General features: G+C 72.6%; 18 protein-coding genes and 1 pseudogene. 4 read left to right on the top strand and 15 right to left on the bottom strand.

The window, feature by feature from the left end; translation table 11 throughout:
- Positions 1 to 201: 201 nt before the first annotated feature.
- The 7 genes from ACZ44S_RS25340 to ACZ44S_RS25310 form a co-directional block, all read right to left on the bottom strand.
- A complete protein-coding gene (locus ACZ44S_RS25340; protein ID WP_466932764.1) occupies positions 202 to 1,197 on the bottom strand; it encodes a transglycosylase family protein in 996 nt (331 codons plus the stop codon).
- Positions 1,198 to 1,398: 201 nt separating this feature from the next.
- Positions 1,399 to 2,676 (bottom strand): cytochrome P450 family protein, encoded by a 1,278-nt coding sequence (locus tag ACZ44S_RS25335; protein ID WP_466932762.1) that lies wholly within the window; start codon positions 2,674 to 2,676, stop codon positions 1,399 to 1,401.
- A gap of 124 nt (positions 2,677 to 2,800) precedes the next feature.
- The gene (locus ACZ44S_RS25330; protein WP_466932760.1) at positions 2,801 to 3,796 is read right to left on the bottom strand and encodes a nucleoside triphosphate pyrophosphohydrolase; all 996 of its coding nucleotides are present in this window, start codon (positions 3,794 to 3,796) and stop codon (positions 2,801 to 2,803) included.
- Between the two features lie 87 nt (positions 3,797 to 3,883).
- The gene (locus tag ACZ44S_RS25325; RefSeq protein WP_466932758.1) at positions 3,884 to 4,531 is read right to left on the bottom strand and encodes a SurA N-terminal domain-containing protein; all 648 of its coding nucleotides are present in this window, start codon (positions 4,529 to 4,531) and stop codon (positions 3,884 to 3,886) included.
- 169 nt (positions 4,532 to 4,700) lie between these two features.
- Entirely contained in the window at positions 4,701 to 6,191 is a 1,491-nt protein-coding gene (locus ACZ44S_RS25320; RefSeq protein ID WP_466932877.1) for a protein kinase domain-containing protein, read from the bottom strand.
- A 38-nt stretch (positions 6,192 to 6,229) separates the two neighbouring features.
- Positions 6,230 to 6,856, bottom strand: a complete 627-nt coding sequence (locus ACZ44S_RS25315; RefSeq protein ID WP_466932756.1) for a hypothetical protein — start codon at positions 6,854 to 6,856, stop codon at positions 6,230 to 6,232.
- Positions 6,857 to 7,010: 154 nt separating this feature from the next.
- On the bottom strand, positions 7,011 to 9,110 hold the full coding sequence (locus tag ACZ44S_RS25310) for an N-6 DNA methylase (protein WP_466932755.1): 2,100 nt from the start codon (positions 9,108 to 9,110) through the stop codon (positions 7,011 to 7,013).
- Positions 9,111 to 9,312: 202 nt separating this feature from the next.
- Here ACZ44S_RS25310 and ACZ44S_RS25305 point away from each other — a divergent pair, with 202 nt between their 5' ends.
- On the top strand, positions 9,313 to 9,807 hold the full coding sequence (locus ACZ44S_RS25305) for a hypothetical protein (RefSeq protein ID WP_466932753.1): 495 nt from the start codon (positions 9,313 to 9,315) through the stop codon (positions 9,805 to 9,807).
- Positions 9,808 to 9,887: 80 nt separating this feature from the next.
- Here the strand turns inward: ACZ44S_RS25305 and ACZ44S_RS25300 are convergent, their stop codons facing one another.
- Both ACZ44S_RS25300 and ACZ44S_RS25295 read right to left on the bottom strand, forming a co-directional pair.
- Positions 9,888 to 10,631, bottom strand: a complete 744-nt coding sequence (locus ACZ44S_RS25300) for an N-acetyltransferase (protein WP_466932751.1) — start codon at positions 10,629 to 10,631, stop codon at positions 9,888 to 9,890.
- 56 nt (positions 10,632 to 10,687) lie between these two features.
- On the bottom strand, positions 10,688 to 11,467 hold the full coding sequence (locus tag ACZ44S_RS25295; protein WP_466932749.1) for an HNH endonuclease family protein: 780 nt from the start codon (positions 11,465 to 11,467) through the stop codon (positions 10,688 to 10,690).
- Positions 11,468 to 11,632: 165 nt separating this feature from the next.
- Here ACZ44S_RS25295 and ACZ44S_RS25290 point away from each other — a divergent pair, with 165 nt between their 5' ends.
- On the top strand, positions 11,633 to 11,818 hold the full coding sequence (locus ACZ44S_RS25290; protein ID WP_190165208.1) for an antitoxin: 186 nt from the start codon (positions 11,633 to 11,635) through the stop codon (positions 11,816 to 11,818).
- A gap of 96 nt (positions 11,819 to 11,914) precedes the next feature.
- On the opposite strand, the gene mfd is transcribed toward ACZ44S_RS25290, so the two are convergent.
- From mfd to ACZ44S_RS25275, 3 genes are all read right to left on the bottom strand, one after another.
- Positions 11,915 to 15,448, bottom strand: coding sequence for a transcription-repair coupling factor (gene mfd / locus ACZ44S_RS25285; RefSeq protein ID WP_466932747.1), 3,534 nt, complete (start codon positions 15,446 to 15,448; stop codon positions 11,915 to 11,917).
- A 303-nt stretch (positions 15,449 to 15,751) separates the two neighbouring features.
- On the bottom strand, positions 15,752 to 18,331 hold the full coding sequence (locus tag ACZ44S_RS25280; RefSeq protein WP_466932745.1) for an ABC transporter permease: 2,580 nt from the start codon (positions 18,329 to 18,331) through the stop codon (positions 15,752 to 15,754).
- Positions 18,328 to 19,167 carry an ABC transporter ATP-binding protein gene (locus ACZ44S_RS25275; RefSeq protein ID WP_466932744.1) on the bottom strand — a complete coding sequence of 280 codons (840 nt, stop codon included), beginning with the start codon at positions 19,165 to 19,167 and terminating at the stop codon, positions 18,328 to 18,330. Before ACZ44S_RS25275 ends, ACZ44S_RS25280 begins: the two co-directional genes overlap by 4 nt.
- Positions 19,168 to 19,814: 647 nt before the next feature.
- Between ACZ44S_RS25275 and ACZ44S_RS25270 the strand changes: the two genes are divergently transcribed.
- A complete protein-coding gene (locus ACZ44S_RS25270; protein ID WP_466932743.1) occupies positions 19,815 to 20,273 on the top strand; it encodes a DUF485 domain-containing protein in 459 nt (152 codons plus the stop codon).
- Positions 20,270 to 21,884: pseudogene (locus tag ACZ44S_RS25265) on the top strand (sodium/solute symporter). The gene ACZ44S_RS25270 and the pseudogene ACZ44S_RS25265 overlap by 4 nt, the downstream one beginning before the upstream one ends.
- A 17-nt stretch (positions 21,885 to 21,901) precedes the next feature.
- Here the strand turns inward: ACZ44S_RS25265 and ACZ44S_RS25260 are convergent.
- The 3 genes from ACZ44S_RS25260 to ACZ44S_RS25250 all read right to left on the bottom strand — a co-directional run bounded on the left by ACZ44S_RS25260 (position 21,902) and on the right by ACZ44S_RS25250 (position 26,627).
- Positions 21,902 to 22,786, bottom strand: coding sequence for a cellulose-binding protein (locus ACZ44S_RS25260; protein WP_466932741.1), 885 nt, complete (start codon positions 22,784 to 22,786; stop codon positions 21,902 to 21,904).
- A 202-nt stretch (positions 22,787 to 22,988) separates the two neighbouring features.
- Positions 22,989 to 25,598 carry an SUKH-4 family immunity protein gene (locus ACZ44S_RS25255; RefSeq protein ID WP_466932739.1) on the bottom strand — a complete coding sequence of 870 codons (2,610 nt, stop codon included), beginning with the start codon at positions 25,596 to 25,598 and terminating at the stop codon, positions 22,989 to 22,991.
- A gap of 9 nt (positions 25,599 to 25,607) precedes the next feature.
- Entirely contained in the window at positions 25,608 to 26,627 is a 1,020-nt protein-coding gene (locus ACZ44S_RS25250; protein WP_466932738.1) for an SMI1/KNR4 family protein, read from the bottom strand.
- Between the last annotated feature and the right edge of the window lie 3 nt (positions 26,628 to 26,630).

Below are 26,630 nucleotides of genomic sequence, written 5' to 3'. Positions count from 1 at the left end.
TGTTCCCGTGCTGCCACTGGCAGGATTCGGCGTGGCGGCAGCCGGGGCCCGCGGTGGCGAGCGGTCACGACCGTAGACACGCGATTCGCGGAATATCAAAGACGATCACGGCTTCTGAGACCTATCTCTCACAGCCTTTAAACCGGACATTCAGCGCGAACCATGACGCCAACCGGCCCCGCGTCCGGGCGATTTCGGATGTCACTTTTCGCCCGGTTCGACCTCTACGTCAAGCTCCTGACCCGGCAGGATGTAGTCCGGGTCGGCGCCGATGAGCTGGGCGTTGACGGCGTAGAGCGCACGCCATCCGCCGTCGACCGCAAGGGAGTCGGCGATGGACGAGAGGCTGTCCCCGGTGTCCACGGTGTAGGAGCTGTCGCCGGAACCACCCCAGGCGTCGAGACCGCGCGCATGCCGGCCGGACGACTCCGAGGGGCGCTCCTCGCCCTCCTCGGCGCCGGCCCCGCGGTGGCGACCGGTGCCCTCGCCACCACTGTCCGCCGAAGGACGGTCGCTCTGCCCCGCCTTGTCCGGCTCGTCACCATCGGGCGTGGCCGAGGCGGAGGGGGAGGCGCCGGTGTCCACGCTCTCGCCGCCGTCGGCGCCACCGCCCTCGTCGCCACCTGAAGCGGCATCCGATTCGGTCGACTTGCCGTTTTCACCCGATTCGCCGTCCGCGCCCTTCGGGGTCCCCTTCTCGCCGTCCGCACCGGACGACGGGTCGGCCGTGGCCGACGGAGAGGAGGAAGCCGGCTCATCGCCGGAGTCCGGCGAGGCGGACGCGTCCGACGAGCCGGACGTACCCGTGCCGGCCGCGGGCGCGTCCTGCCCCAGGCCCGCGAGCAGGCCACAGGTGCGCCACGCTCCGACACCCTGGTCGGCGAGGATCGCCTCGGCCACGGCTATCTGCTGGCCGCGGCTGGCCTGGTCGGCGCTCGGCGCGTAGTCCAGACCGCCGTACCTCTCCCAGTCGTCCTGGGTCAACTGCAGGCCGCCGTAGTAACCGTTGCCGGTGTTCTGGCTCCAGGAGCCACCGCTCTCGCACTCGGCGATCCGGTCCCAGGTGGTGCCGTCGGCTGCGCTGGCGCTGCCGGCCCCGAGAAGAGGGATCGCGATGGCGGAGCCGGTCACTCCGGCCGCGACGAGGAGAGCCGGAGCCTGGCGGGGGCGTCGGTGCCGACCGTTCCCGGAGAGCATGCGGAGACCTTTCAACGACAGCGATGAACAGGCGCGGCGCATGGAGCCCGAGACGGAGCGCCGCACTTGATGGGTGAACGTATCGGCAGACGATCACTTGTCACAAGTTAATGCCGCGCAGATCACGTGAAGATCACAGAGTTGAGGGCGTGTCACGTTTGCGCTGGTCCGCTCGGGGTGCATGGAGCGGAGCACGGTCCGTCACTTTTGCGGAGGGGTGAATTCCACCGGAAGCGTGCGCAGTCCGCGCATGATGAGCCCGCCGCGCCACCGGAGTTCGTCCGGTTCCACCGCCGGCCGCAGGTCCGGAAGCCTGGTCAGCAGCGTGGCGAGCGCGGTCTGCCCCTCCAGCCGGGCCAGCGGGGCGCCGAGGCAGTAGTGGATGCCGTGGCCGTATCCCAGATGCTGGTTGTCGCGCCGGCCGAGATCGAGCACGTCCGGGTCGGCGAACCGGTCCGGGTCCCGGTCCGCGGCGGCGAGGACGACGAGCACCGGGTCGCCCGCCGCGATGCGCTGCCCGCCGATGGTGACCGGCTCGGTGGCGAACCGCCAGGTGGCGAGTTCCACGGGGCCGTCGTAGCGCAGGAGTTCCTCCACACCGGTCTCCAGCAGCCCGTGGTCCCCGGCGGCGAGGGCCCGTTGCAGGCGTGCGCGCTGACCGGGATGGGTGAGCAGGGCGTAGGTGCCGTTGCCGATGAGGTTCACGGTGGTCTCGAAGCCCGCGAACAGCAGGATGAACGCCATGGCGGCGGCCTCGTTCTCGGTGAGGTGCTCACCGTGGTCGGAGGCGCGGATGAGACCGGAGATGAGGTCCTCGCCGGGGGCGGGCTCGGCGGGCAGAGCCTCGCGTTTGCGGTGGATCAGCTCGGCGAGATAGCCGCGCATCTTCTTCACGGACCGGGCGACCCCGCCACGTGGTCCCCCGCCGTGACGGATCATCATGCCCGCCCAGTCCCGGAAGTCGTCCTGGTCCTCCCGCGGGACGCCGAGCAGGTCGCAGATGGCGTAGATGGGAAGGGGGAAGGCGAACTCGTGGATGAGGTCGGCGGAGCCCCGGTCCGCGAAACGGTCGATGAGTCCGTCGGTGAGCTCCTGCACGCGCGGCGCGAACTCCGCGACACGGCGCGGGGTGAACGCCTTGCTGACCAGCCGCCGCAGCCGGGTGTGGTCCGGCGGATCGATGTTCAGCAGATGCGTCATCAGCTCCGCCTGGCGCTCACCGGGGATGCCCGTCTTGCCCTTGGCGTGCGCGGGCTCGTCGTGGTGCGCGGGGTTCTTGGACAGGCGGTGGTCGGCGAGGGTCTGCTTGGCGTCCGCGTACCGCGTGACCAGCCAGGCCTCCACACCGCTGGGCAGCCGGGTCCGGTGCACGGGGGCGTGCTCACGCAGCCAGGCGTAGGCGGGGTACGGATCGGCGGCGAACTCCCAGCTGAACAACTCCGGAACGGGGCCCTGCGGGGCGGAGGGGTGGTCTGACATGCGGTGACCTCAATGGGCGTGTGCCGTGCGGCTCGGGTGGCCTGGGGCGTCGGGCGGGGGCGGAGCCCCCGGGGACGGGACGGGAAGGGCGGCGGGGGCGGAGCACCCCCTGCGGTCGGCTCGCTCAGCTGTGGTCCGCGCCACCCTCCGCACCCCGGATCGCATCGCGGTACACCCGTGCCGCCGCCCGCAACGCCGCCTCCGGATCCACCCCCGCGGCCTCCGCCCGTGCCGCCAGCGCCAGCAGCTCGTAGCCGACGCCCTCCCCCGCCGGCAACGGAACCTCCAGCCCCGCCGTCCGCGCCCGCGACGCCAGCTTCGCCGCCAGCGCCAGGGCGGGCTGTCCGAGCGGCACCCCCTCCGTCACCGAGCTGCGCCGCTTCTCCTCCGCCTTGGTCCGCAGCCAGTGCGCCTTGACGTCCTCGGGCGTGTCCGCCGTCTCCCCACCGAAGACATGCGGGTGGCGGTGGATCAGCTTGGCCACGATGCCGCCCGCCACGTCGTCGACGGAGAACGGCTCGTCCGGGTGCTCCTCGGCGATGCGGGCGTGGAAGACGACTTGGAGGAGCACGTCGCCCAGTTCCTCCCGCAGCTCGTCCCGGTCACCCTCCTCGATGGCCTCGACGAGTTCGTACGCCTCCTCGATGCCGTACTTGGCCAGACCCTTGTGGGTCTGCTGGGACGACCACGGGCACTCCGCCCGGATGCGGTCCATGACCTGCACCAGGTCGAGCAGACGGGCGCCCGGCAGGTCGTAGGAGGCGGGCAGCAGTTCCAGCTCGGGCATCCGGACCCTGCCGGACCCGGCCAGCCGCGCCAGCCCGTCGGTCAGCGCCGGCTCGCCCTCCCCGGTCGCCACGACCACCACCGTCCGCCCGCCCGCGCAGGCGTCGACGATCTCCTCGGCGGTCGGCGCGGCCTCGTCGACCGATATCCCCGACTCCCGCAGATACGGCAGCTGCGGGTGGGCGCCGTCCGCGCACAGCACTCGGTCGGCCGCGTGCAGGACCTGCCAGGCCGGCCAGGACAGCAGGCCGGGCGCGACGCGGTGACTGGTGGTGAGCAGGACGACACGGCCGGGGCCGTCCTCGGAGGTCGGTACGGAGCTGATTGCGTTCACGCTCCGAAACTAGCCCACCCCACCGACGGGCCCCGAGTTGTCCACAGCCCGTTCGTCCACAGCCTGTCCGTCCACAGGACCGCCCCGTCAGAGCGGCTGCGGAGCCTCGGGAGAGGAACTGACGTCCCGTACCCACGGCACCTTCGCGTCGACCCGGCTGCTCTTGTCCACGTCCCAGTCGCCGTAACGCGGGTTGAGGTCGATGTCGAGCTCCTTGCCCGCCTCGGACAGCGCCTGCCAGAACTCGGGCCGGCTGGTGTCGGTGCCGAGCCGCTGGGCGAGCTTCTGGGCCTGCAACTGGAGGCGGAGGTTCTCGTCGAGACGCTGCGGCGGGATGCCGTACTGCTGGAGCCAGGCGGCCTCCAGCGCCTCCGCACCGCCCGCCTGCTGCTCCAGGCCGGAGCGCATCTGCTGGATCTCGCGGTCCGTGACCGTCACCCCGGCGTCCTTCGCGGCGCGCTCCAGCACCCGGTCCAGGACCATGCCGTGCAGGGTGTCGCGGGTCAGGCTGCCGGTGCGCGCGATGGCCTGCTGGTACTGGGCCTCGTCCGGCACGGCCGCCCGCTGTGCCGCGCGGACCTCGTCGACCCGGTTCTCCAGCTGCGACACGGTGATCCGTTCCCCGCCGACCACGGCCGCGGCACCGGGGTGCGCGTCGTTCCCGCAGGCGGTGAGCAGGGGCGCTGCGGCGATCGCGGCGGTGAGGAGGAACGCGGTGCGACGGCGGCGGTGCAAGGAGACCTCCTGAGGAGAGCTTGTGCGGCGGTGCACAAAGTCTTGCGGTGATCGATGGTAGGCATCGGCCAAGCTCTGGCCAACCCATTCGACCAACGATTCACCGCGACTTCCGGCACCGCCCCGGCCCGCCGTCCGGCCGTATGGCCCCTTTGCGGTCCGCCGTCCGCTATCCGCGCACCTGTCCCAGCCACCCCAGGGTCCGGCGGATGTCCGCGGCCAGCGGATGCCCGGGGCCGTGCAGGCGCTCCACGTCATGCAGCAGCCGGGCCAGCGTGTCGTGCGCGGCGGCCCGGTCGCCGAGGGCCAGCAGCAGATGGCCGATGCGGCGGCGGACGTCGTGGGCGAGCTGCGGGTCACCGGCGGCCACGTACTGGTTCTCGTAGTACGCCAGCAGCGCCCGGTACTCGGCGAGCGCCGCCGCCGGTTCGCCGAGCTGCTCCAGGCACTGCGCTGCCTCGTAGCGGTAGCGCAGGGACTGCGGGTCGGCCTGGCCGGCCTCGGCGGCGCGCTCGTCGGCGAGGCGGCGCAGTTCGGGCAGGGCGCGCCGGTACTGGCCGTCGTCCAGGAGGGTGGCCGCGTACTGCTTGCGCAGGGTGCGGACGACCGGGGAGTGCTCTCCGTGCTGGTCGGCGGCGACGGGCAGGATCGAGCCGAGGATGTCCACGGCCTGGGTGATGCGGCCCTCGCCGAGCAGCCGCTTCACCTCGTCCACGGCGGCGGCGACATCGGCCTTCTCCGCCACGGGCGCGGGCGGCGCGGCGGGGGCGGGCTGGGGCGCGGGCGCACGGTCCGGCCAAGGGGCGTGCGGACGGAGGAACGGGCGGGTGGGATCCAGCGGCGCGCCGGTGGGCGTACCCCGCGCGGGGAGCAGCTGCGACAGGTGCTCGTAGACCTCCTGCGCGGAGTCCGGTCGGTGCTGCGGGTCCTTGGCGAGCAGCCGCAGCACCAGGGCCTCCAGGGCCTCGGGCACCTCCGGGCGGATCCGGCGCACCGGCACCGGCGGCTCGTACAGGTGCCGGTGCAGCACCCCGAGCGCCGTCGAGCCGGCGAACGGTACGTCGCCGCTGAGCAGCTCGTGCATCAGCACCCCGAGCGCGTACAGGTCGGTGTAGGGGCCGACCGCGCCGCCCATCGCCTGCTCGGGGGCCATGTAGGCGGGCGAGCCGATGGGGGTGCCGGTGTGGGTCAGACGGGTGGTGTCGGCGTCCATGACGGAGGCGACGCCGAGGTCGAGCACGGTGACGGTGCCGTCCTGCTTCACCATCACGTTGCGCGGCTTGAGGTCGCGGTGGACGATCGGCACGGCGTGCACGGCGCTCAGTACGGCGCACAGCTGCGCGGCGACCGCCGCCGCCCACTGCCAGGGGTACGGGTCGTGCTCGGCGAGGTGGTCGCCGAGGTCGGCGCCGTCGACGTACTGCATGACGAGGAACAGCTCCTCGCCCTCGCTGCCCGCGTCGTGCACCGTGACCAGGCCGGGATGGTCGACCTGGGCGGTCACCCGGCACTCGCGCACGAAGCGGCGGCGCAGTTCGTCGGCCTCCTGGCCGGCCACCTTGTCGGGGCGCAGCAGCTTCACCGCCACGCGCCGGTCCAGTCGTTTGTCGTAGGCCGTCCAGACCTGTCCCATGCCGCCCTGCCCTATGAGCGTGGACAGTTCATAGCGGCCGGCGACGACACGTCCCGTCGTCACGCTCACCTTCCGCCTTCACCGTTGCCGTGCTGTCCCTGCTGCCCGTCCTGCCGGCGCAGGTAGTCGCTGAGTTCGTCGAGCTCGGCACGCACCTGGTCGATCCGGGCCGGCGCGGGGCGCTGCGGCGGCCCCGGCTGCGGCGGTACGGGGGTGGGGGGCAGCGGCGTGTGCGGGGACTGCGGCTGCGGTACGGGGGTGTTCGCGTAGGGCGAGGCCTGCTGCGGGTAGCCGTACGGGGTGGGGGATCCCGGCGCGTGCATCGTCGTCGCGTGCGGCGACGGCGGGCCCTGGGCCGCGTACGGGCCCTGTCGCCGGTGCAGGCGGATGTCCACGGTCAGGAAGTACGCGCTCGACACCGCGCCGAGGATCAGGACCGCGGCCAGGGCGACGTCGGTGCGGTAGTCCGACTCCGGCAGCGAACCGACCACCGCCATGCAGGCTATGGCCAACGGGATGCTCACCCACGCCGCCGCCCAGTCGAGCAGCCGTCCGCGCAGGACCGCGACACGGAACAACGGCACTGCGGCCAGCAGACCGCAGCACAGGATTCCGGCCGCGGCGTACAGCACGCGCTGCGTGATGACCGATGCGCCGCTGGGTGGGGGCGGCGCCGCGCCGTGGCCGTACATGACTGCTCCTGGACAGGTGAAGCGGTGGGAACTCGGGTCGAGACTCCGAGCGTATAGGCCATCAGGGACAACGGGTCCCTGATGTACCGAACCGTTGTCGTCCTGATCGCTTCGTCCGGCTGCGTGAAGTCCCGCGCGGGGCGCGGCCGCGGGCTCAGTCCGGGGCGATGGTCCCGTCGGTCAGGCCGTCGTACATCCCGCGGACCAGCTGTTCGCCGAGCCGGCCCGCCTCCTTGAGCGCCCGCTCGAACGCGTCGAGGGCGCGGAAGCGGGCGCCGTAGCGCCGCTGTTCGGCGAGCGGGAGCCGGGGCAGCTGCAGACGGCGCACGTCGAGCCGCGTGGCCGTGGAGGCATAACTGCTCGCCTGACGGTGGTTGGTGGTGCCGCGCAGGAAGCCGGCGAGGAACCACGCGTCGAGCGCGGCGGGGTCGGGGCGCAGCAGGACGAGGTTGCGGCCCAGGGCGGCTCCGGCGGTCGCGTCGTCGACGACCCGCGCGACGGCTCCTCCGCCGAGCACGGGGACGACGACGTCGCCCGGTTCGGTGAGTACCGCTTCCTCGTCGCTCTCCGGCAGCGTTCCGGAGGGGGCGGTTCCGGCGAGTACGTCGTGGTCGGTGAGCACGGGCACGCGCGCGTGCCCGCCGTGACCGCCGGTCCTCATCACCAGGGCGCCGCCGCGCGCGAGCTCGCCGACGGTGGTGAGCGGCAGCCGGCCGGAGACGGCGGGCGGCGCGGGTTCCACCGGCGGCGGGGCCAGCTCGGCGGTCAGGCGCAGCGTCTCGTCGAGCCGGTCGCGCACGTCGGTGAGCCGGCCGGCGCCGGCGGCCGCGGCGGGGGGCGGCAGCCGGCGGGCCGGGGCCAGGTCGACGTCGTCGTCGAGGAGTTCGATGACCGGCACGGAGCGGGCCAGTCCGGGCCGTTCGTCGAGCCGGCCGGCCCGGTCGAAGGCGCGCCAGGCGTCCAGGACCGATTCGCGCACGCCCGGCCAGTCGGGCCCGCCGCGCCCCTCGGCGGCGAACTGCCCGGCGTCGACGAGCAGCACCTCCGGCTGGGCGGGCGCCTGTTCGGGCCGCCGCAGCACCCACAGGTGCAGCGGGAGGTTGTACGGGGGCGCGGCGCCGGCCGGCAGCGCGACGACGGCGCGCAGCGCGCCCCGGCGCAGCAGGTCGGCCCTGATCCGGCGCCCGGAGCGGCGGGACGCGGCGGCGGGCGGCATCAGCAGCACGGCGGTGCCGCCGTCCCGCAGCCGGGCGAGGGCGTGCTGCACCCAGGCCAGCTCGGACTCGGTGCGGGCCGGGAAGCCGTACTCCCAGCGCGGGTCGTAGGCGAGTTCGTCGTGGCCCCAGTTGCGCTCGTTGAACGGCGGGTGGCACAGCACCGCGTCGGCCCGCAGCTCCGGGTGGGCGTCGGCCCGCAGGGCGTCACCGGCGGCGGCGTGCACGGCGGCGCGGGTGTGCAGGGCGAGACGGAGCGCGGTGAGGGCGGCGAGCTCGGGGGAGCTGTCCTGGGCGTGGAGCTCCTGGCCGGGGCGGTGGGCGACGGAGCGGAGCAGGGCGCCGGTGCCGCAGGCCGGGTCGAGGACGGTGCGGGGGGTGCCGGCGAGGTCGGCCATGAGTCCGGCGAGCTCGGCGGGGGTGAGCGTGTACTGGCGCGGGTTGGCGTCGAGGTGCCGGCCCAGCAGGAATTCGAAGGTGTGCCGGGCGCCGCGCTCGGCGGCGAGTTCGGCGACGCCGCGCAGGAGGGGGGCGGAGGGCAGCAGCTGGGGGGCGGTGGGGAGGGTGAGGGCGGGCACGGTGGCGGCCGGCGCGTCGGCGGACGAGTTCACAGCGCTCGAGGAGTTCACACGTGAGCCGCCCGGCTCGCATAGGCGCGGCGTGAGCACGCGTTCCAGCGCGGCGGGGAGCATCGCGGCGAGTCGCTCGTCGGTGCCGGAGCCGACCTCGAGCCAGTCCGGGGAGCGGTCGTGGATGAGGAGCAGGACGCAGCCGGCGTGGGTGAGGGCGGTGACAGGGCCCGCGGGGTGTCCGGCGAGCTGCTGCCAGACGCGTTCCCTGAGGGGGACCTCGGCGAGTTTGCGGTGGTGGCGCAGCCAGCCCTCGACCTCGGCGAGGGCGAAGGAGGGGCTGGTCTCGGTGCCGCCGACCGGCCGGGGGAAGTCGGCGTGCCGCCGCCGCCAGTTGCTGACGGCGGCGCGGCCGACACCGGCCAGCCGCGCGATCCCGGCGGCGGTCACTTCTGTCGCGTTGTCCTGCATGCCCGGCACCCGCCCCATTCCCCTCTGCCCGTCTGTGGTCACGAGCATACCGACGCACGCTGGATTCCCGACTTCACGCGCGTGTATCAACCGACTCGCGTGAACCGCGTTGACTCAGTTCACAGCATCTGTTCTTATTGACCCCGCGAACGAGCAACCGCCTGACAGATGTGGTTGCCGTCGTCGGGAGGGGACACCAACCATGGGCATGAAGAGCAAGATCGCGCTGGGCGCCGTCGTGGGCATCGTCGTCATCGGCGCCGTCTCGGCGAACTCCGGTGACGCGGACGGCGGATCCACCGGCAAGGACTCCTCCGCCTCCGCCCAGCAGCGGGCGGGCGGCTCGAAGGGGGACGGCTCGAAGGCGGACGGCGCGTCCGACACGAAGTCCGCCGAGGACAAGGGCGTCGAGAAGGCGTCCCAGGCCGAGCAGTTCAAGGCGTTCGTGCAGAAGAACGGGACGGCCAAGGAGAAGGAGGCCGTTTCCCACGTCACCAAGGTCCAGGGTGCCGACGAGCAGAACAACATCCTCGACGCCGCGGACGTCTACACCGACTTCACCGGCGGCATGCTGGGCGAGGGCATGGGCCCCGCCAAGCTCATCGCCTCCGCGTTCGCCGACTGGAAGCAGAGCGACAACGGCCTCGTCACCGTCTACGACGCCGACGGCGAACTGCTCGGCAACGGCAACTTCTGACGGACCCCGGGGGGGGAACCAGCCGTGCGCCGCCCCGCGCTCGCCGCCCTGACCGGCCACCTCCCGCCCGGCTGTTCACATCACAGCGGGTGCCGCATCCACACGTTGGGCTCGACGTACACCGCGTATCCGCGCTCCGCCTCGCAGCGCACCGGAGCCAGCGCGCCGGGCACCTCGACCTCGCCGTCGGTGTCGAAGGGCAGCCCGGTCCAGCGACGCCAGTCCTCCAGCGAGGCGGCGACCGTCATCGACGCCGGCGCCACCGACTCCACGGTGGCGCCGGCCCGGGCGTGGACGCGCAGCCAGGGGTCGTGCGGCAGGCCGTCCGCGCGCACGCGACGGGCGTACTCCTCCATGGACGTACCGGGTTCCAGGTGCTTGGCGTTGGGCCGCACGGGGGCGACGACCTCACGAAAGCCACGGGCCCGGGCGTTGTCGCGCATCGCGGAGAGCATCACCGCGGACAGCCTGCGGCCCTGGGCGTGCGGGGCGACGGAGACCGAGATGGCGCTGACCGTGTCGGGGCGCACCCCTCGGCGCAGGTCGGAGAAGGCCCACACCAGGACCTCGTCCCAGCCGCGCGCGGGCAGTTCCCCGCGCCCCTCGGCGTCGAGCGCGAACGGCACGCTGTAGGCGTTGGCGACCACGTCACCGCGGTCGTCCTCGGCGAAGAGCACGTACTCGGGCAGCTCCAGGGCGATGCGCGAGAAGTACGCGAAGGCCACCAGGTCCTCGGTCACGAACTGCGGCCAGGTGTCCGCCATGTCGCGCACGGCCGCCGCCCGGTCGGGACGGTCGACGAGGCTCGATACCGTGAAGTCCATGACGGCACGGTAGACATGACCGAACGGCCAGGGGAAACGATTTCCCCCCGCCCCGCTCACCCGCCGCACTGCTCCCGCATCATCCGCCGGTCGGCCGCGGTCACCGGCAGTTCGTACTTGAGGGCGACCTGCGCGAAGCGGACCGCGTAGGCGCACCGGACGGCCTTGTTCGGGGGGAGCCAGGACGCGGGACCCGAGTCCCGCTTCGCCGAGTTGGCGCGCCCCTCGACGGGCAGCAGATTCAGCGCGTCGTTCGCCAGCCGCTCGCGCTTGTCCTCCGGCCACCGGGCCGCCCCCATCTGCCAGCTGTAGGACAGCGGGACCACGTGGTCGATCTGCACCTCGGCCGCCTCCGCCTTCTTCCAGGCGATGTCCTTGCCGGTGTACGGGTCGTACAGCTCCATCGAGACCACCACGCAGTCGGAACCGGACCGGAACCGGACGTCGCGGCCATGGAGTTTCAGCAGGTCGTTGCGGGTGTCGCAGCCGTTCCTCGCGAGCGGCACCCCGTCGGCCGTGTCCATCCAGGCGTAGCCGAACTCGTCGCGGTCGTAGCCCGTCCTCGGTCCGCGGCCCTTGGTGGTCACCTTCTCGATGAGGGCGACGGCAGCGGCACGGTTCTTCTCACCGGTCACGGGTGCGAGGCCCGGTCCGGTGCCGTCGGGGTTGTCCAGCGGGCTGACGGCACGTCCGTCGGGGGCGGCCGCCCCGCTGCCGCCGCCGGCCGGGGAGCCGGCGTCCGGAAGTCCGTCGCAACCGGCGAGCAGGGCCACCGCGGCGGTCGCCGCCGGTCCCGTGTGCAGGAGCCGCCGGCCCCACCCCTTGTGTCGCGTCACCGCGCCCCTCCCTTGTTCCTCCTGTATCCCTGCCCCGGCGGGGGCGGGTCGATCCCGGGTCTCACCGTAACGAGCGAGAGGTCCAGACCATATGGACACTTCTTGAGCATTCGCCCCGAACCGCGCGTATTGTCGGTTTTGAGTCACCTCCGGAAGGAGCTCTGGATGGGCATCCTCGACAAGTTCAAGAGCAACAAGGCGGCACGCGACAAGGCCAGGCAGGCCTCGGACGCCGCGGAAAAGAAGATGAACGAGAGGACCGGCGGCAAGTACGAGCAGCAGATCGACACCGGGCAGCAGCAGGCCGAACGCCGGCTCGGCATGGACCGCGATCGTCCCGACCAGCCGTAAGGCCTCGCGCACCCGTCAGGGCCGTCCACGGCGACCTCCGCCGTGGACGGCCCGCCGGTGCGCGCGTGGCAGCCCGTCAGGAGCCGGGGACCGGCGTCAGGACCCCAGCACCGACGTCAGGAACTCCCCGACCCAGCCGAGCAGATCCCGTCCGACCAGCGGCTTCCCGCCCACCTTCGCGGTCTTCGGGCGCGGCACCAGCACCTGGTGGGCGGCCGGCTTGATGACCGAGCCCGGGTACAGGCGCTTCAGCCGCAGTTCCTGGGACTCGCGCAACTCCACCGGCGCGAAGCGGATGTTGCTGCCCTGCAGCACGATCTCGCCGACCCCGCACGCCCGGGCCAGCATCCGCAGACCCGCCACCAGCAGCAGGTTCTCCACCGGCTCGGGCAGCTTGCCGTAGCGGTCGACGAGCTCCTCGCGGACCGCCTTGACGTCCTCCTCGGAGTTGGCCGAGGCGATCGCCCGGTACGCCTGCAGGCGCAGCCGCTCGCCCGGCGCGTAGTCGTGCGGGACGTGCGCGTCGACGGGCAGCTCGATCTTCACCTCGAGCGGCGGCTCCTCCTCGATCTCACCGGTCTCCAGCTGGCGCCGGTAGTCCGCGACCGCCTCGCCGACCATCCGCACGTACAGGTCGAAGCCGACGCCCGCGATGTGGCCCGACTGCTCACCGCCGAGCAGGTTGCCGGCGCCGCGGATCTCCAGGTCCTTCATCGCCACGTACATGCCCGCGCCCATCTCCGTGTGCTGGGCGATCGTGGCGAGCCGCTCGTGCGCCGTCTCGGTCAGCGGCTTCTCCGGCGGGTAGAGGAAGTAGGCGTACCCGCGCTCCCGTCCTCGTCCGACCCGGCCGCGCAGCTGGTGCAGCTGGCTGAGGCCGAAGTTGTCGCCGCGCTCGACGATCAGGGTGTTGGCGTTGGAGATGTCGATGCCGGACTCGACGATCGTCGTCGACACCAGCACGTCGAACTTCTTCTCCCAGAAGTCGACGACGACCTGCTCCAGCGCCGACTCCGACATCTGCCCGTGGGCGGTGGCGATGCGCGCCTCGGGCACGATCTCGCGCAGCCGGGCCGCCGCGCGGTCGATGGACTCGACCCGGTTGTGGATGTAGAAGACCTGGCCCTCGCGCAGGAGTTCGCGGCGGATGGCCGCGCCGATCTGCTTCTGCTCGTAGGGCCCGACGAAGGTGAGCACCGGGTGGCGCTCCTCCGGCGGGGTGGTGATCGTCGACATCTCGCGGATGCCGGTGACCGCCATCTCCAGCGTGCGCGGGATCGGCGTGGCGGACATGGTCAGCACGTCGACGTTGGCGCGCAGCTTCTTCAGCTGCTCCTTGTGCTCGACGCCGAAGCGCTGCTCCTCGTCGACGATGACCAGGCCCAGGTCCTTGAACTTCGTCTCCGAGGAGAACAGGCGGTGGGTGCCGATGACGACGTCCACCGAACCCTCCCGCAGCCCTTCCAGGACGGCCTTCGCCTCCGTGTCGGTCTGGAAGCGGGACAGCGCCTTCACGACCACCGGGAACTGCGCGTACCGCTCGCTGAACGTCCCGAAGTGCTGCTGCACCAGCAGCGTGGTCGGCACCAGCACGGCGACCTGCTTGCCGTCCTGTACGGCCTTGAACGCGGCCCGCACCGCGATCTCGGTCTTGCCGTAGCCGACGTCGCCGCAGATCAGACGGTCCATGGGGACCGACTTCTCCATGTCCTCCTTGACCTCGGCGATGGTGGTGAGCTGGTCGGGCGTCTCCGCGTACGGGAAGGCGTCCTCCAGCTCGCGCTGCCAGGGCGAGTCGGCGCCGAAGGCGTGGCCGGGGGCGGCCATGCGCGCGCTGTACAGCTTGATCAGGTCGGCGGCGATCTCCTTGACGGCCTTCTTGGCGCGCGCCTTGGTCTTGGTCCAGTCCGCGCCGCCGAGACGGTGCAGGGTGGGTGCCTCGCCGCCGACGTACTTGGTGATCTGCTCCAGCTGGTCGGTGGGGATGTAGAGCCGGTCGCCGGGCTGGCCGCGCTTGGCGGGGGCGTACTCCACGACCAGGTACTCGCGGGTGGCGCCCTGCACGGTGCGCTGCACCATCTCGATGTAGCGGCCCACGCCGTGCTGCTCGTGGACGATGTAGTCGCCCGCCTCCAGGGTGAGCGGGTCGATGGTCTTGCGCCGCCGGGCCGGCATCCGGGCGCCCTCGCGGCCGGACGCCTTCTGGCCGGTGAGGTCGGTCTCGGTGAGCACGGCGAGCTTGAGCACCGGGTCGACGAAGCCGTGGTCGATGCAGCCGCAGGCAACGTGCACCAGGGACGGGCTGATCTCACCGAGGTCGGTGTCCAGACGCGCGGCGATGCCCTCGCCGCCGAGCACCTCGACCGTGCGGGCGGCCGGGCCGTGGCCCTCCGTGACGAACACGGTGCGCCAGCCGTCGGCGAGCCAGCCCTTGGTGTCGGCCAGCGCCCGCGCGGTGTCGCCGCGGTAGGTCTCGGGGGCGTGCATGCCGAGCTTGAGGGTGTCGGAGGCAAGTTCCTCGTCCGCGGCGAACGGCGACACCGACCACCACATCATGTCCAGCTCACGCGCCCGGTCGCGGACGTCCGCGATCGACCACAGGGACGCCGCGCCGACGTCGATGGGCGCCTCGCCGCCGCCTGCGGTGGCCGCCCACGAGGCCTGCAGGAACTCCTGGGAGGTGGCCACCAGGTCCGAGGCGCGCGTGCGCACCCGCTCCGGGTCGCAGACGACGGCCATGGCGCCCTTGGGCAGCACGTCCAGCAGCAGCTCCATGTCGTCGACGAGGACGGGGGCCAGGGACTCCATGCCCTCCACGGCGATGCCCTCGGCGATCTTGCCGAGCAGTTCGCCCAGCTCCGGGTGCTGCTCGGCCAGGACCCGGGCGCGTTCCCGTACGTCGTCCGTGAGCAGCAGCTCGCGGCAGGGCGGGGCCCACAGCCCGTGCTCGGCGACCTCCAGGGAGCGCTGGTCGGCGACCTTGAAGTAGCGGACCTCCTCCACGTCGTCGCCCCAGAACTCGACGCGCAGGGGGTGTTCCTCGGTGGGCGGGAAGACGTCCAGGATGCCGCCCCGTACGGCGAACTCGCCGCGCTTCTCCACCAGCTCCACCCGCGCGTACGCGGCGGCGGCGAGGGCCTCGACGATCTCGTTCAGGTCGGCGCTCTGTCCGGTCCGCAGGGAGACGGGCTCCAGGTCGCCCAGGCCCTTGACCTGCGGCTGCAGCACGGAGCGCACGGGGGCGACGACGACGGAGACCGGGCCGGTCTCGGGGTCGTCGGGGCGGGGGTGCGCCAGGCGGCGCAGTACGGCGAGGCGGCGGCCGACGGTGTCGCTGCGGGGGCTGAGCCGCTCGTGCGGGAGCGTCTCCCAGGAGGGGTACTCCACGATGCCCTCGGGCGGGAGGAGGGAGCGCAGGGCCGCGGCCAGGTCCTCGGCCTCGCGGCCGGTCGCCGTCACGGCGAGCACGGGGCGGCCGGTGTCACGGGCCAGGGCGGCGATGGTGAAGGGGCGGGCCGCGGGCGGGCCGACGAGGTCGACGTGCATGCGGGTGCCGTCGGCGGCCGCGGTGATCGCTTCCGCGAGGGCGGGGTCCTTGACTACGGCGTCGAGCAGACCGTGCAGGCTCATGCGGGGCGGATTCCCTCCGGGGGTGTGCAACACGACGGGCCCGACGCGCGCTGCGGGCCGGGGGTGTCAAGAGTACGTCGCCGCGTCCGCGGGTGCGGGGGGCTGTGGACAACGCCGGTTGACCGGTGAGCGGTGGGGCGGCCCACCAGGGGGCGCCGCCCCCTGGACCCCCGGCCTGTGCCCACCCACCACCCGACTCGGTGACTCAAGAAGCCAGGGGCACCCGTCGGCACGGGTCGGCGCCGGAAAGTCCTCGTGGACTTTCCGGCGCCGGTGTTCCCCCGCAACCCCCGTGTGCGGTGGCTAATCGGTGGCGATGGCGTTCAGGACGTTCATGCGGCCGGCGCGGAAGGCCGGGACCAGGGCCGCGAAGAGGCCCACGAAGGCCGAGCCGATGAAGACGCCGATGATCGTCGGCCAGGGGATGTCGAGGACCTTCATGCCCTCCAGCGCCAGGAGCTGCTGCGCGGTGGCGCCCCAGCCCATGCCCAGGCCGAGGCCCAGCAGCGCACCGAACAGGGCGATCACGACCGACTCCATACGGATCATGCGGCGCAGCTGGCGGCGGGAGAGGCCGATGGCCCGCATCAGGCCGATCTCCCGGGTGCGCTCCACGACCGACAGGGCCAGGGTGTTCACCACACCCAGGATCGCGACGACGATCGCCAGGGCCAGCAGACCGTAGATCATGTTCAGCAGCTGGCCGATCTGGTCCTTCAGCGCCTCCTTGTAGTCGGTCTGGTCGCGCACCTCGTAGTCGGGGAAGTCACTCAGCGAGTCCTTCAGCGCCTTGTACGCGGCGTCCTTCTGCCCGTCCTTCGCCGAGGCGAAGACCAGCTGGTCCAGCGGCATCTTGTCGGCCGGGACGTAGGTGGCGAGGGTGTCGATGGACGTGTACATCGCGCCGGCGTCGATCACGCCCTCACTGCTGGTGATGGCCCGCACCGTCAGGGAGCCCGTGGTGCCGTCCTTGAAGGCGACGTCGATCTTCGAGCCGATGCGGACGTCGTGGTCCTTGGCGAAGTCCTCGTGGACGGACATCGAGTCGGGCCGGTAGGCGTCGGCGAGCGTGCCGGCGACGGTCTCGACCCGCAGGTCGGTCGCGTACGTCGGGTCGGCGGCGGTGATCGCGGTGTCGTCGACGGTCTTGCCGTCGGGCGTGGTGAAGTCCGCCTCGGTCCACTTGTACTCGGTGACCCGGTCGATGCCCGGCGTCGACTTCACGGCCTCGACGGCCTGCGAGGTGACCAGCGCGCCCATGTCGTCCTGGATGATGAAGTCCGTGCCGACCGTCTTGTCGAGTTCCTCGGTGGCCGAGGCGACCATGGAGGAGCCGACCACGGACAGGCAGGCCACCAGGGCCAGGCCGATCATCAGCGCGGCGCCCGTCGCACCGGTGCGGCGCGGGTTGCGCAGGGCGTTGCGCTCGGCCATGCGGCCCACGGGGCCGAACGCCCGCAGCAGGAGCGCGCCGAGGACGCGGACCATGCCGCTCGCCAGCACCGGGCCGATGACGACGAAGCCGATCAGGGACAGCACCACGCCCAGGCCCAGCCACAGGGAGCCGTCGGTGGCCTGGTCGGCGGTCCCGGCCAGGTAGAGGGCGAAGCCGCCGGCGCCGGTGAGGACCAGACCGACCGCGGCCCGGATCCAGCCGGCCTTGGCGTCCGCCGGGGTGCCGGCGTCGCGCAGCGCGGCCATCGGGGAGATCTTCCCGGCGCGTCGGGCGGGCAGGTAGGCGGCGAGCACGGTGACGACGACACCGAGGAGCAGGCCGAGCGCGGGGGTGGTCCAGGCGACCGTGAGGTCGTCGGTGGACAGCTCCATGCCCATCTGGCCCATGAGCTTCATCAGGCCGACCGCGAGGCCGACGCCCGCGCCGACTCCGAGGACCGAGCCGATCACCCCGAGCAGCAGGGCTTCGACCAGCACCGAGCGGTTGACCTGCTTGCGGGACGAGCCGATCGCCCGCATCAGGCCGATCTCCCGGGTGCGCTGGGCGACCAGCATGGAGAAGGTGTTGATGATCAGGAAGATGCCGACGAGGAAGGCGATCCCGGCGAAGCCGAGCATGGCGTACTTCATGACGTTCATGAACTCGCCGACGCTCTTCTGGTTGGCCTCCGCGGTCTCCTCGGCGGTCAGCACCTTGTAGCCGCCGCCGAGTTCGGCCGTGACGTTCTTCTTCAGCTGTTCGTCGCTGACGCCGGCCGCGGCCGTGACGTTGACGTTGGTGTAGACGCCGCGCTCGCCGACCAGGGTCCGCTGGGCGGTCTCGGTGTCCATGTAGAAGATCGCGGCACCGGGGTTGGTGACGGTGAAGTCGGCGATGCCGGAGATCTTCGCGGTGTGCGTGCCGACCGCGCTGATGACTCCGATCTCGTCACCGAGCTTCAGGTCGTGCTTGTCGGCGGTGTCGGCGTCGACCATGATCTGGTCGGCGCCCTCGGGCGCGGCACCGGAGGTGATCTCCATGGTGCGGGCGTCGTTGGCGTTCCAGCTGCCGACGATGGTCGGGCCGCCGCTGTTCGGCGAGAGGCTGTCCTTGTCGCCGTCGACGACGCTCACCGAGGTGGAGAACACCGTGCCCTCGGCCGACTGCACGCCCTCGGCGGCCTTGACCTCGTCGAGCACGGTGGCCGGTATCACCGGCGGCTTGCCGTTGCCGGAGGTCGTCTCACCGCTGTCGGAGGCGTCCTTGTGGCTGACGGTGACGTCCGAGGAGGTGGCCGCGAACAGCTTGTCGAACGTGGTGTTCATGGTGTCCGTGAACACCAGGGTCCCGCACACGAACGCCACCGACAGCAGCACCGCGATCGCCGACAGCGCCATGCGTCCCTTGTGCGCGAAGAAGTTGCGCATCGAGGTCTTGAGCACGGTCATGACGTGCGCCCCCGGGCGTCGAAGTCCTTCATGCGGTCCAGGACCTGCTCGGCGGTGGGCTGGTGCATCTCGTCGACGATGCGGCCGTCGGCGAGGTACAGCACACGGTCCGCGTAGGAGGCGGCGACCGGGTCGTGGGTGACCATCACGATGGTCTGGCCCAGCTCGTCGACCGAGCGGCGCAGGAAGCCGAGGACTTCGGCGCCCGCGCGGGAGTCGAGGTTTCCGGTCGGCTCGTCACCGAAGATGATCTCCGGCCGGGCGGCCAGTGCCCGTGCCACCGCGACGCGCTGCTGCTGGCCGCCGGAGAGCTGGGTGGGCCGGTGCTTGAGCCGTCCCGCGAGCCCGACGGTCTCCACGACCCGGTCCAGCCATGCCTTGTCGGGCCTGCGGCCGGCGATGTCCATGGGCAGCGTGATGTTCTCGATCGCGTTCAGCGTCGGCAGCAGGTTGAACGCCTGGAAGATGAACCCGATGCGGTCCCGGCGCAGCCGCGTGAGCTTCTTGTCCTTCAGGCCGGTGATCTCGGTCTCGTCCAGGTAGATCTGACCGCTGGTGACGGTGTCGAGCCCGGCGAGGCAGTGCATCAGGGTGGACTTGCCGGACCCCGAGGGGCCCATGATCGCGGTGAACCGGCCGCGGGCGATGTCCACGTCGACGTGGTCGAGGGCGACGACACGGGTCTCACCGGACCCGTACGCCTTCACGACCTGCCGCGCCCGCGCGGCAACGGCCGTCCTCCCGCCCGCCGCCCGGCCGCCACCCCTCAACGAGGCGCTTCGCGCCGCACCCTCTGAATCGCCCCCGTGCCCGGGAATGGTCACAGCCGATGTCACGGTAAGTCTCCTATGTCGGTCAGCAAAGTGAGTGCGGCGCCCCGGCGACCCCCGTGTCGTCCGGCGGCCGTTCGGTGCCCGTTCGTGCGATGTGCTTCAGTCTCGCGGTGGGAGGGGGTCGGGCGCGCTGGTGTTCAGCGCAGTCTTTCCCTGGGGAAAACCCCACCCCCGTTGCTGTGCTTCACCACCCCCCGGCGGCGTAAAGCCAGGTTAAGGACGGCTCCCGCCCCGTCTCGTCCTCCGCCGGTACGAACCCTCCCCGAGCCGTAGTACGGAGGTACCCCTAAGGGCTTCCGCCGACGGGGGGAGTCCGTCTCGGGGTCGGGTCCTCCTGTCGGTGCATCCGAATCTCCAACCTGCCTGACGTATCCGAAGCTCCGTCCCGCCGGCGTGTCCGAGGCTCCACCCTCCCGTCGCGTCAGGGTCAAGTCGGGTCCCGACGACGGGACTTCGTGGCGCAAAAGTCTGAGTTAATCCGGGTAACACCCCAGGTCAGCCCCGGGAACCGAGCGGTAAGCGCATACCGACCACTCAGTTCGGCCAAAACGCAGCGCACCCCCGTACGCGCGAGTAGCGTGCGGTCTCCGCTCCCCCCACCCCCCTCCCTGCCGTCCCCGCACGGATCCGAGCCACGCAAGGAGAACGGGATGCCCACCGACCCGTACCAGCGCCCCCACCCCCACCGGGCCCCCCACCCCCGGCCCTCGTACGCCGCCTCCCCCTCCTACGCCACCTACCCCTGGCTGCCCCCGGCGGCCCCGCCCGCCCCCGAGCCGAGGCGGGCTCCCCAGCACGCCCCGCTCGGACACCACTCCGACCTGCGCCGGCTGCGCAGCGCCTACCGCTGGCAGCGCCGTGCCGCCACCCTCACCGCACTCGGATACTTCGTCCTCTTCCTCGTCCTGTCGGCGTTCGCACCGGACTTCATGACCGGCACCGTCACCGACGGCGTACCCACCGGGCTGCTCCTCGCCGTGCTCCAGGTGCCCGTCACCTGGCTGGCCATCGCCCTGTACGAGAGCACCGCCCGCCGCCGCGTCGACCCCCTCGCGGACCTCATCCGCCGTCAGAGCGCGCTGGACGCCAAGCGGGAGGCGACACGATGAACCCCGAATTCGGCGGCGACACCCAGGCCATGGCCCTCGTCGGCTTCTCCGCCGTCGCCACCGTCACCCTCCTGCTGTGCGTGATGACCGGCCCCGACCGCGACGACCTCGACGAGTTCTACACCGGTTACGGCTCCCTCTCCCCCATGCGCAACGGCGGCCATCGCCGGTGACTACATCTCCGCCGCCACCGTCCTCGGCACCGGCGGTGTCATCGCCCTCTTCGGCTACGACGGGATCGTGCTCGCCCTGTCCACCGCCCTGTCCCTGATGCTGCTGATGTTCCTGCTGGCCGAACCCCTGCGCAACGCGGGCCGGTTCACCATGGGCGACGCGCTGGCCCGCCGTATGCCGCAGGAACGCGGGATACGGATCGCCGCCAGCGCCGTCACCCTCGCAGCGCTGCTGCCGCTGATGCTGGTCCAACTCGCCGGAACCGGGCAGCTCATGGGGTTCATCCTCGGCTTCTCCGGCGAGTCCCTGCAGACCGGCTGCATCGTCGGCGTGGGCGCCCTGATGATCAGTTACGCGGCGATCGGCGGCATGAAGGGCACCGCCCTCATCCAGATCCTGAAGATCGTGCTGCTGCTCGGCTCCGGCATCGTCGTCGCCGCCCTCGTCCTGCACCGCTTCGACTGGAACCCGGGCGCCCTCTTCGACGCGGCCGCCGCGGGCAGCGGCGTCGGCGACGCGTTCCTCGCCCCGGGCCTGCAGTTCACCGGAGGCGCCGGCCCCGGCTGGGACATGATCACCTCGCATCTGACGGTCGTCCTCGGCGGCGCCTGCCTCCCCCACGTCACCATGCGCATGTACACCGCCTCCGGCGCACGCCAGGTGCGCCGCTCGATGTCCTGGGCGGTGTCCGCCGTGGCCCTGTTCGTCCTCGTCATCACCGTCATCGGCTTCGGCGCCACCGCCCTGGCCGGACGGGCCGCCGTCGCCCGGGCCGACCCCCGGGGCAACACCGCCTACCTGCTCGGCTCACAGGCCGCGTTCGGCCCGGAGGTGTCCGCGGCGGAGACCTTCCTCCTCACCACCGTCACCACGGCGATCTTCCTCACCGTCCTCGCCTCCGTCGCCGGCATGATCCTCGCCTGCGCCAACTCCCTCGCCCACGACGTCTTCGCCGCCCGCGTCCAGGAGATGTCACCGCGCCACGAGATGATCCTGGCCCGCCTCTCCGCACTCGCCGTGGGCGTCCCCGCGATCCTGCTGGCCACCCTGGTGCAGCACCACAGCCTGCAGCCCCTGGTCACCCTGTCCTTCTGCCTCGGCGCCTCCGCCATCGCCCCCGCCCTCGTCTACAGCCTCTTCTGGCGCCGCTACACCCGCACAGGCCTGCTCGCCACCCTCATCGGCGGCTCGCTGTCCGTGCTGCTGCTGATGCCGGGCACCAACCTGGTCTCCGGATCGCCCGTATCCGCCTTCCCCGACGCCGACTTCAACTGGTTCCCGTTCACCACCACCGGCCTGCTCTCCATCCCCCTCGGCTTCCTCTGCGGCTGGCTCGGCACCGTGGCCTCCGGCCGGAGGCACGCGGAGGAACAGCGACGTCAGTACGAGGCCGTGGAGGGGTGGATCCTCGCCGGGGCGGCACGCAGAAGGATGTGAGAACCCCTCTCTCTCCCCTACTCCACGACCCGCCCCGTCAGCGCGCTGAGACTGGCGCACACGTGGTCCATGTGCGTCTGCACGTCCTCCCGCCGGTCGGCGTGGTCGCGCAGCACCCGCTCCGTCTCCCGCGCGATGCCCTCCGCGCGGGCGTGCGCCTCGGCGAGCACCTCCGCCGCACGCTCCTGCGCCTCCTCCGCGCGGCGGCGGGCCGACTCCTCCGCGTCGGCGAACGCCTGCTGCGCCTCGGCCACCGCACTCCGCGCCCGGGCCTCCGCCTCCGCCTGACGGGCGTCCAGCGCGGCCACCCGTCCGGCCTCCTCCCGCTCCACCTCGTCCAGCCGTTCCGCCTGGTCCCGCGCCCCCTCCGCAAGCATCCCGGACGTGCGCTCCCGCATCTCCCGCAGCGCCGCCAGCGTCCGCCCGCGCTGCTCCTTCACCTCCAGCCGGGCCTCGATGCGGATCTCGTCGGCCTCCGCGCGGGCCGCGAGCAGCCGCTCACGGGCATGCTCGTCCGCCGCCGCACGCACCCGGTCCGCGCACGCCCGCGCCGCCTCCCGCACACCGTCCGCGTCGTCCCGCGCCAGATCCGTCACGTCCCGCGCATGCTGCCGGGCCGCCTCCCGTACGGCCGTCGCCTCCTCCCGGGCCAGCTCGAACAGCCGCCGCGCGCTCTCCCCCAGCGATTCGTACGTCTGCTCGGGAAGCGCCGCCACCCGCGCGCGCAGCAGCTCCAGCTCCTCCTCCATCTCCCTGGCCAGCACCGTGAGCCGCGCCGCCCGCTCCCAGGCGGCGTCACGGTCCTCCGAGAGTGCCTCGACGTATGCGATCACCTGCAAGGGACGGTAGCCACGCCCCCGCACCACCTCGAAGCCCTGCGACGACACCGATGCGCTGCTCACCCTGGAACCCCTCTCCACCGACGGACACGAAGCCCACCACGACGACCGAGTGCGAAATGGGATGAATCGCGCACATCTTGATGGATCACACGGAAGTGTTCATAACGCGACACTCCGCGGAGCAGGCACGCAAAAGCCGGGCCCGGTCGCCTCCACGACCGGGCCCGGCTCCTCGCGTCACACACGCATCAGCGCCGCCGCATCACAGCAGCCCGTCCCACATCTGCTCCAGCAGCACCGACCACCAGCTCTCCGGCGAACCCAGCGCCGCCGGGTCCAGCGCGGCCAACTGCGCCTGGAAGTCGACGGTCCAGCGGCCCGCCTGCTCCTGATTCAGCCCGAACCGCAGCCGCCACATCCGCCCCAGCAGCGCCAGACAGCGCGCGAACTCCGGCAGACCGGTGTTCACGAACTGCGGCGGAACGGACACACCGCCCGGCCCCGCCTCCACCGGCACCGCGACGATGTTCGCCGTGCCGTACTGCACACAGATCGCCTTGCCGAAGTCGCTGCCCATCACCAGGTACGAGCCCGCGTCCGGGGCCGCCTGCACACCCCGCTCCGCGGCCAGCTCCGCCAGCGTCGGCACCGGACGGCCCGGCTGCGCCTGCGCCCAGAAGAACGGGCCCATGTCCATCGGCAGCCCCGCCGCCACCAGCGTGTGCGCCACCACCGGCGGCACGCCCTGCCGGGACACCGCCGCCTGCTCGAACCGGAACACCCCCGGCCCGAACGCCCCCGCCAGCTCCTGCGCGACGGCCTCCGGCGGAACCGGCGGCGCCGGCTGCACCGGCGGAACCGGCGCGCGGACGGGCGCCGGACGCGCCGGACCGTCCGCGACCTGATGCAACTCACCCTGGTGCGCCAGCAGTTGCTGCATCCCCTGCTGCCGGCTGGCGTGATCCGTGCCGTAGGGGGCGATGCTCGTGATCCGCGCCTGCGGCCACTGCTCCCGGATCATCCGCGCACAGTACGCACCCGGCAGCTCGCACGACTCCAGCTCGGTGTGCAGCTCCAGCACCTGGTCCGGCGGCACGTTCATGGCCCGCAGCTCATGGAAGATCTGCCACTCCGGATGCGGCGTGCCCGGCGCCGAACGCCGGATCAGCTGCTGCTCGGAACCGTCCTGCGCGCGGTAGCGCAGCACCGCCTGGTAACCGGGGCCGACCGTCGGCTGCCCGGCCGGCTGCGGCGGGTAACCGTACGCCGGCGGCTGCCCCGGACCCGGAACACCGGGCGGAGGCGTACCCGGCGGCACGGCGCCGGGCGGCGGCATCGGGGGGGCACCGCCGGGCACACCGGGGGGAGCCGGGGGCGGCGGCGTACCGGGACCGCCCACCGGGGGCGCGGCCAGCACGGTCTCCGCGTGATGCACCGGCGGACGGCCGCCTCCTCCGGTACCGGGCGCACCGGGCGCACCGGGCGGCTGGGGAGCGCCGGGGGGCCCAGGAGGCGCGGGCGTGCCGGGAGCGCCGGGCGGGCCGGGAGGCGCGGGCGTGCCCGGAGCGCCAGGAGGCCCCGGAGGCGCGGGGGCGCCGGGGCCGCCCGCGGCCGGGTCGGCGAACATCGTCGCGGCATGGTGGACACCACCGGGCGGCGTACCGCCGGGCGCGTTCGGCGGCCCGGGCGGAGGCGGCGTCGGACCACCGGCACCCTGCGGCCCGCCGAGCGACGACACCAGCTGCGTCGGCACATACCCGCCCGCCGGACCGGACGCAGGCGCGGGCGTGCCGCCCGGACGCGCACCCGGCGTACCCGGGGCACCCGGAGGAGGCGGCGTCGCCGCACCCGAGCCACGACGCGGCGGCGGGGTCGCCTTGCTGGTCGCGGCGTCGGCGATGTCACCCGCGTTCGGCGCGAGCGGCCGCTCGGGCGCCGCAGCCGGACCGGGCGGCGGAGGCGCCGGCACCTCCGGCGCGGGCGTACCCGGCGCGGGCGTACCGTGCGCACCACCCTGCCCCTGGCCGTACGGCGCGGGCGACGACGGCGGCGGCGTCTCCTGCCGCGCACCGGGCTCCGGAACCGCCGGCGCGAGAGCCGTCGGAGGGAGCTGACTGCCGCCCGACATCAACGCGGTCCGCGCCTCGGCCGTCGCCGGCGGCGCGGGCGGCGGCGTGTCGTCACCCGACTCGCTCAGCTGCGGCGCGAACACCGTCTCCGGCAACGGAACCGAACGATCGTCACCGGCATCGGCATTGGTGTCCGTACCCGCCCACGGAGTCGCCCCGGCAGGCGCACCCGCACCCGCCTGGGAACCGCCCCCACCGGCGGCGGGCCACGCGGCCCCGCTCCCCGCGGACGCATCCTGCGGACCAGGACCGGCAGCCGGAGCCGGAGCAGGCCCCGCAGCAGCGGAAGCCGCGGCCGGACCCGCACCCTGCCCCGGAACCGCACCGGCCCCCGAGGCACCCCCCGCACTCTCCCCGCGCCGGTCCGGAATCCCCAGCCGGTCCGCCGCCTCCTGCAGCCACTCCGGCGGACTCAACAGGAACGACGTCTGATTCAGATCCACCCGCGCCGCAGGCGCCGGCTCCGCCGCCGACAGCTCCGCATCACGGCCGTACTCCTCCTCGTACCGGCGGATCACCTCACCCACCGGCAGCGCGGGCCACAACGTCGCCTCACCACTGTCCCGGGCGATCACCAGCCGCTGCGCACCACCGTCCGAACGAGGCCCGTCCGCACGGTCCTCCGCCCACACCACGAACCCCAGGCCGAACTCCCGTACCCGCACCTCACGATGCTGGTACGACGGAACATCCCCGTTGACCCACTCCTCGGCGCGCTCCTGCGCCTGCGCGAACGTCACCATCGCCGAAGCTCACTCCCCCGCGGAAGAAACCGGAACGACACGCGCGAACCCGCCGTCCACCATCAGATTCGCCACCGTCTCCAACTCCGGCGGAGACCCCGCCAGCCGCGACAAGAACGCGTCGAAGTCATCACCGCACGCCAGCAACAGCCGCTCCACCCGCTCGGCCGGCGGCCACGACGGATCCACGTCCCGCACATCGTCGTACGCGCAGAACCACACCGAACCCTGCCGCTCGCCCCGCACCTTCACCGCCAGCAGACCGCCCTGCACGAACGCCACGCACAGATAGTCCTTGGTGAGATGGTCACGCAGACACTTGTTCACGTACACGAGGTCATTGACCGCCGCCTCGTCCCGCACCGTGAAGAACGGCTGGTCCACCAGCAGCCCCAGCTCGGCGTCCAACGCCGTACCCACCGGCGCACAACCACCCGCCGCCTTCAGGAACGACCGGTACGCGCCCGGCAGCCGGTAACCCAGATCCTCCTCCACGCCGAGGACCTGCGACTCCGACACCGCCGCACCCGACCTCGGCAGCCCGAAATGCGCCGGCCGCGTCTCCTGCAACGGCCGCGTCCCCCGCTTGCCGTGGTCCACCGCCGACGTCGCCACACCACCGTGATGCCGCAACAGCGCCTTCACCTCGACCGGCACCAGCTCAAGACGCCGCGAACCCGCCACGTGATGCCACGTCCAGCCGTGCGGCGTCGCCACCGCCGGCACCGTGTCCCACAACGCGTGACCGGTCGCCGCCAACGCCGCGTTCGCCGACACGTAGTCGGTCAGACGCAGCTCGTCGACACCGAAACCCTCCGGCGGCTCCGCGATCTCCACAGCCGCACGCGCATAGGGCGAGAAGTCGGGGTAACCACGCTCGTCCACCCGTACCCCTCTCGGGTGACGGGCCGCACGCACCGGATCCGGGAAGTGCACGACCTGCCCGGCATAGGCCGCGTTCGGCGGCGCGGCTTGTCCCCCGGCCTGGCGGCCGGGAGGATCCCCCAGCCCGAGCCGACCTGTCGTCATGGC

The organism is Streptomyces malachitofuscus (assembly GCF_055571035.1).
This window is presented reverse-complemented; position numbering and strand designations above follow the sequence as displayed.

What these genes read in the sequence shown, in the direction of transcription:
- mfd (WP_466932747.1), bottom strand. Translation starts at nt 15,448, where the DNA reads ATGAGCCTGCACGGTCTGCTCGACGCCGTAGTCAAGGACCCCGCCCTC.
- ACZ44S_RS25300 (WP_466932751.1), bottom strand. Translation starts at nt 10,631, where the DNA reads ATGGACTTCACGGTATCGAGCCTCGTCGACCGTCCCGACCGGGCGGCG.
- ACZ44S_RS25335 (WP_466932762.1), bottom strand. Translation starts at nt 2,676, where the DNA reads ATGTCAGACCACCCCTCCGCCCCGCAGGGCCCCGTTCCGGAGTTGTTC.
- ACZ44S_RS25290 (WP_190165208.1), top strand. Translation starts at nt 11,633, where the DNA reads ATGGGCATCCTCGACAAGTTCAAGAGCAACAAGGCGGCACGCGACAAG.
- ACZ44S_RS25340 (WP_466932764.1), bottom strand. Translation starts at nt 1,197, where the DNA reads ATGCTCTCCGGGAACGGTCGGCACCGACGCCCCCGCCAGGCTCCGGCT.
- ACZ44S_RS25315 (WP_466932756.1), bottom strand. Translation starts at nt 6,856, where the DNA reads ATGTACGGCCACGGCGCGGCGCCGCCCCCACCCAGCGGCGCATCGGTC.
- ACZ44S_RS25310 (WP_466932755.1), bottom strand. Translation starts at nt 9,110, where the DNA reads ATGCAGGACAACGCGACAGAAGTGACCGCCGCCGGGATCGCGCGGCTG.
- ACZ44S_RS25280 (WP_466932745.1), bottom strand. Translation starts at nt 18,331, where the DNA reads ATGACCGTGCTCAAGACCTCGATGCGCAACTTCTTCGCGCACAAGGGA.
- ACZ44S_RS25270 (WP_466932743.1), top strand. Translation starts at nt 19,815, where the DNA reads ATGCCCACCGACCCGTACCAGCGCCCCCACCCCCACCGGGCCCCCCAC.
- ACZ44S_RS25305 (WP_466932753.1), top strand. Translation starts at nt 9,313, where the DNA reads ATGGGCATGAAGAGCAAGATCGCGCTGGGCGCCGTCGTGGGCATCGTC.
- ACZ44S_RS25255 (WP_466932739.1), bottom strand. Translation starts at nt 25,598, where the DNA reads ATGGTGACGTTCGCGCAGGCGCAGGAGCGCGCCGAGGAGTGGGTCAAC.
- ACZ44S_RS25250 (WP_466932738.1), bottom strand. Translation starts at nt 26,627, where the DNA reads ATGACGACAGGTCGGCTCGGGCTGGGGGATCCTCCCGGCCGCCAGGCC.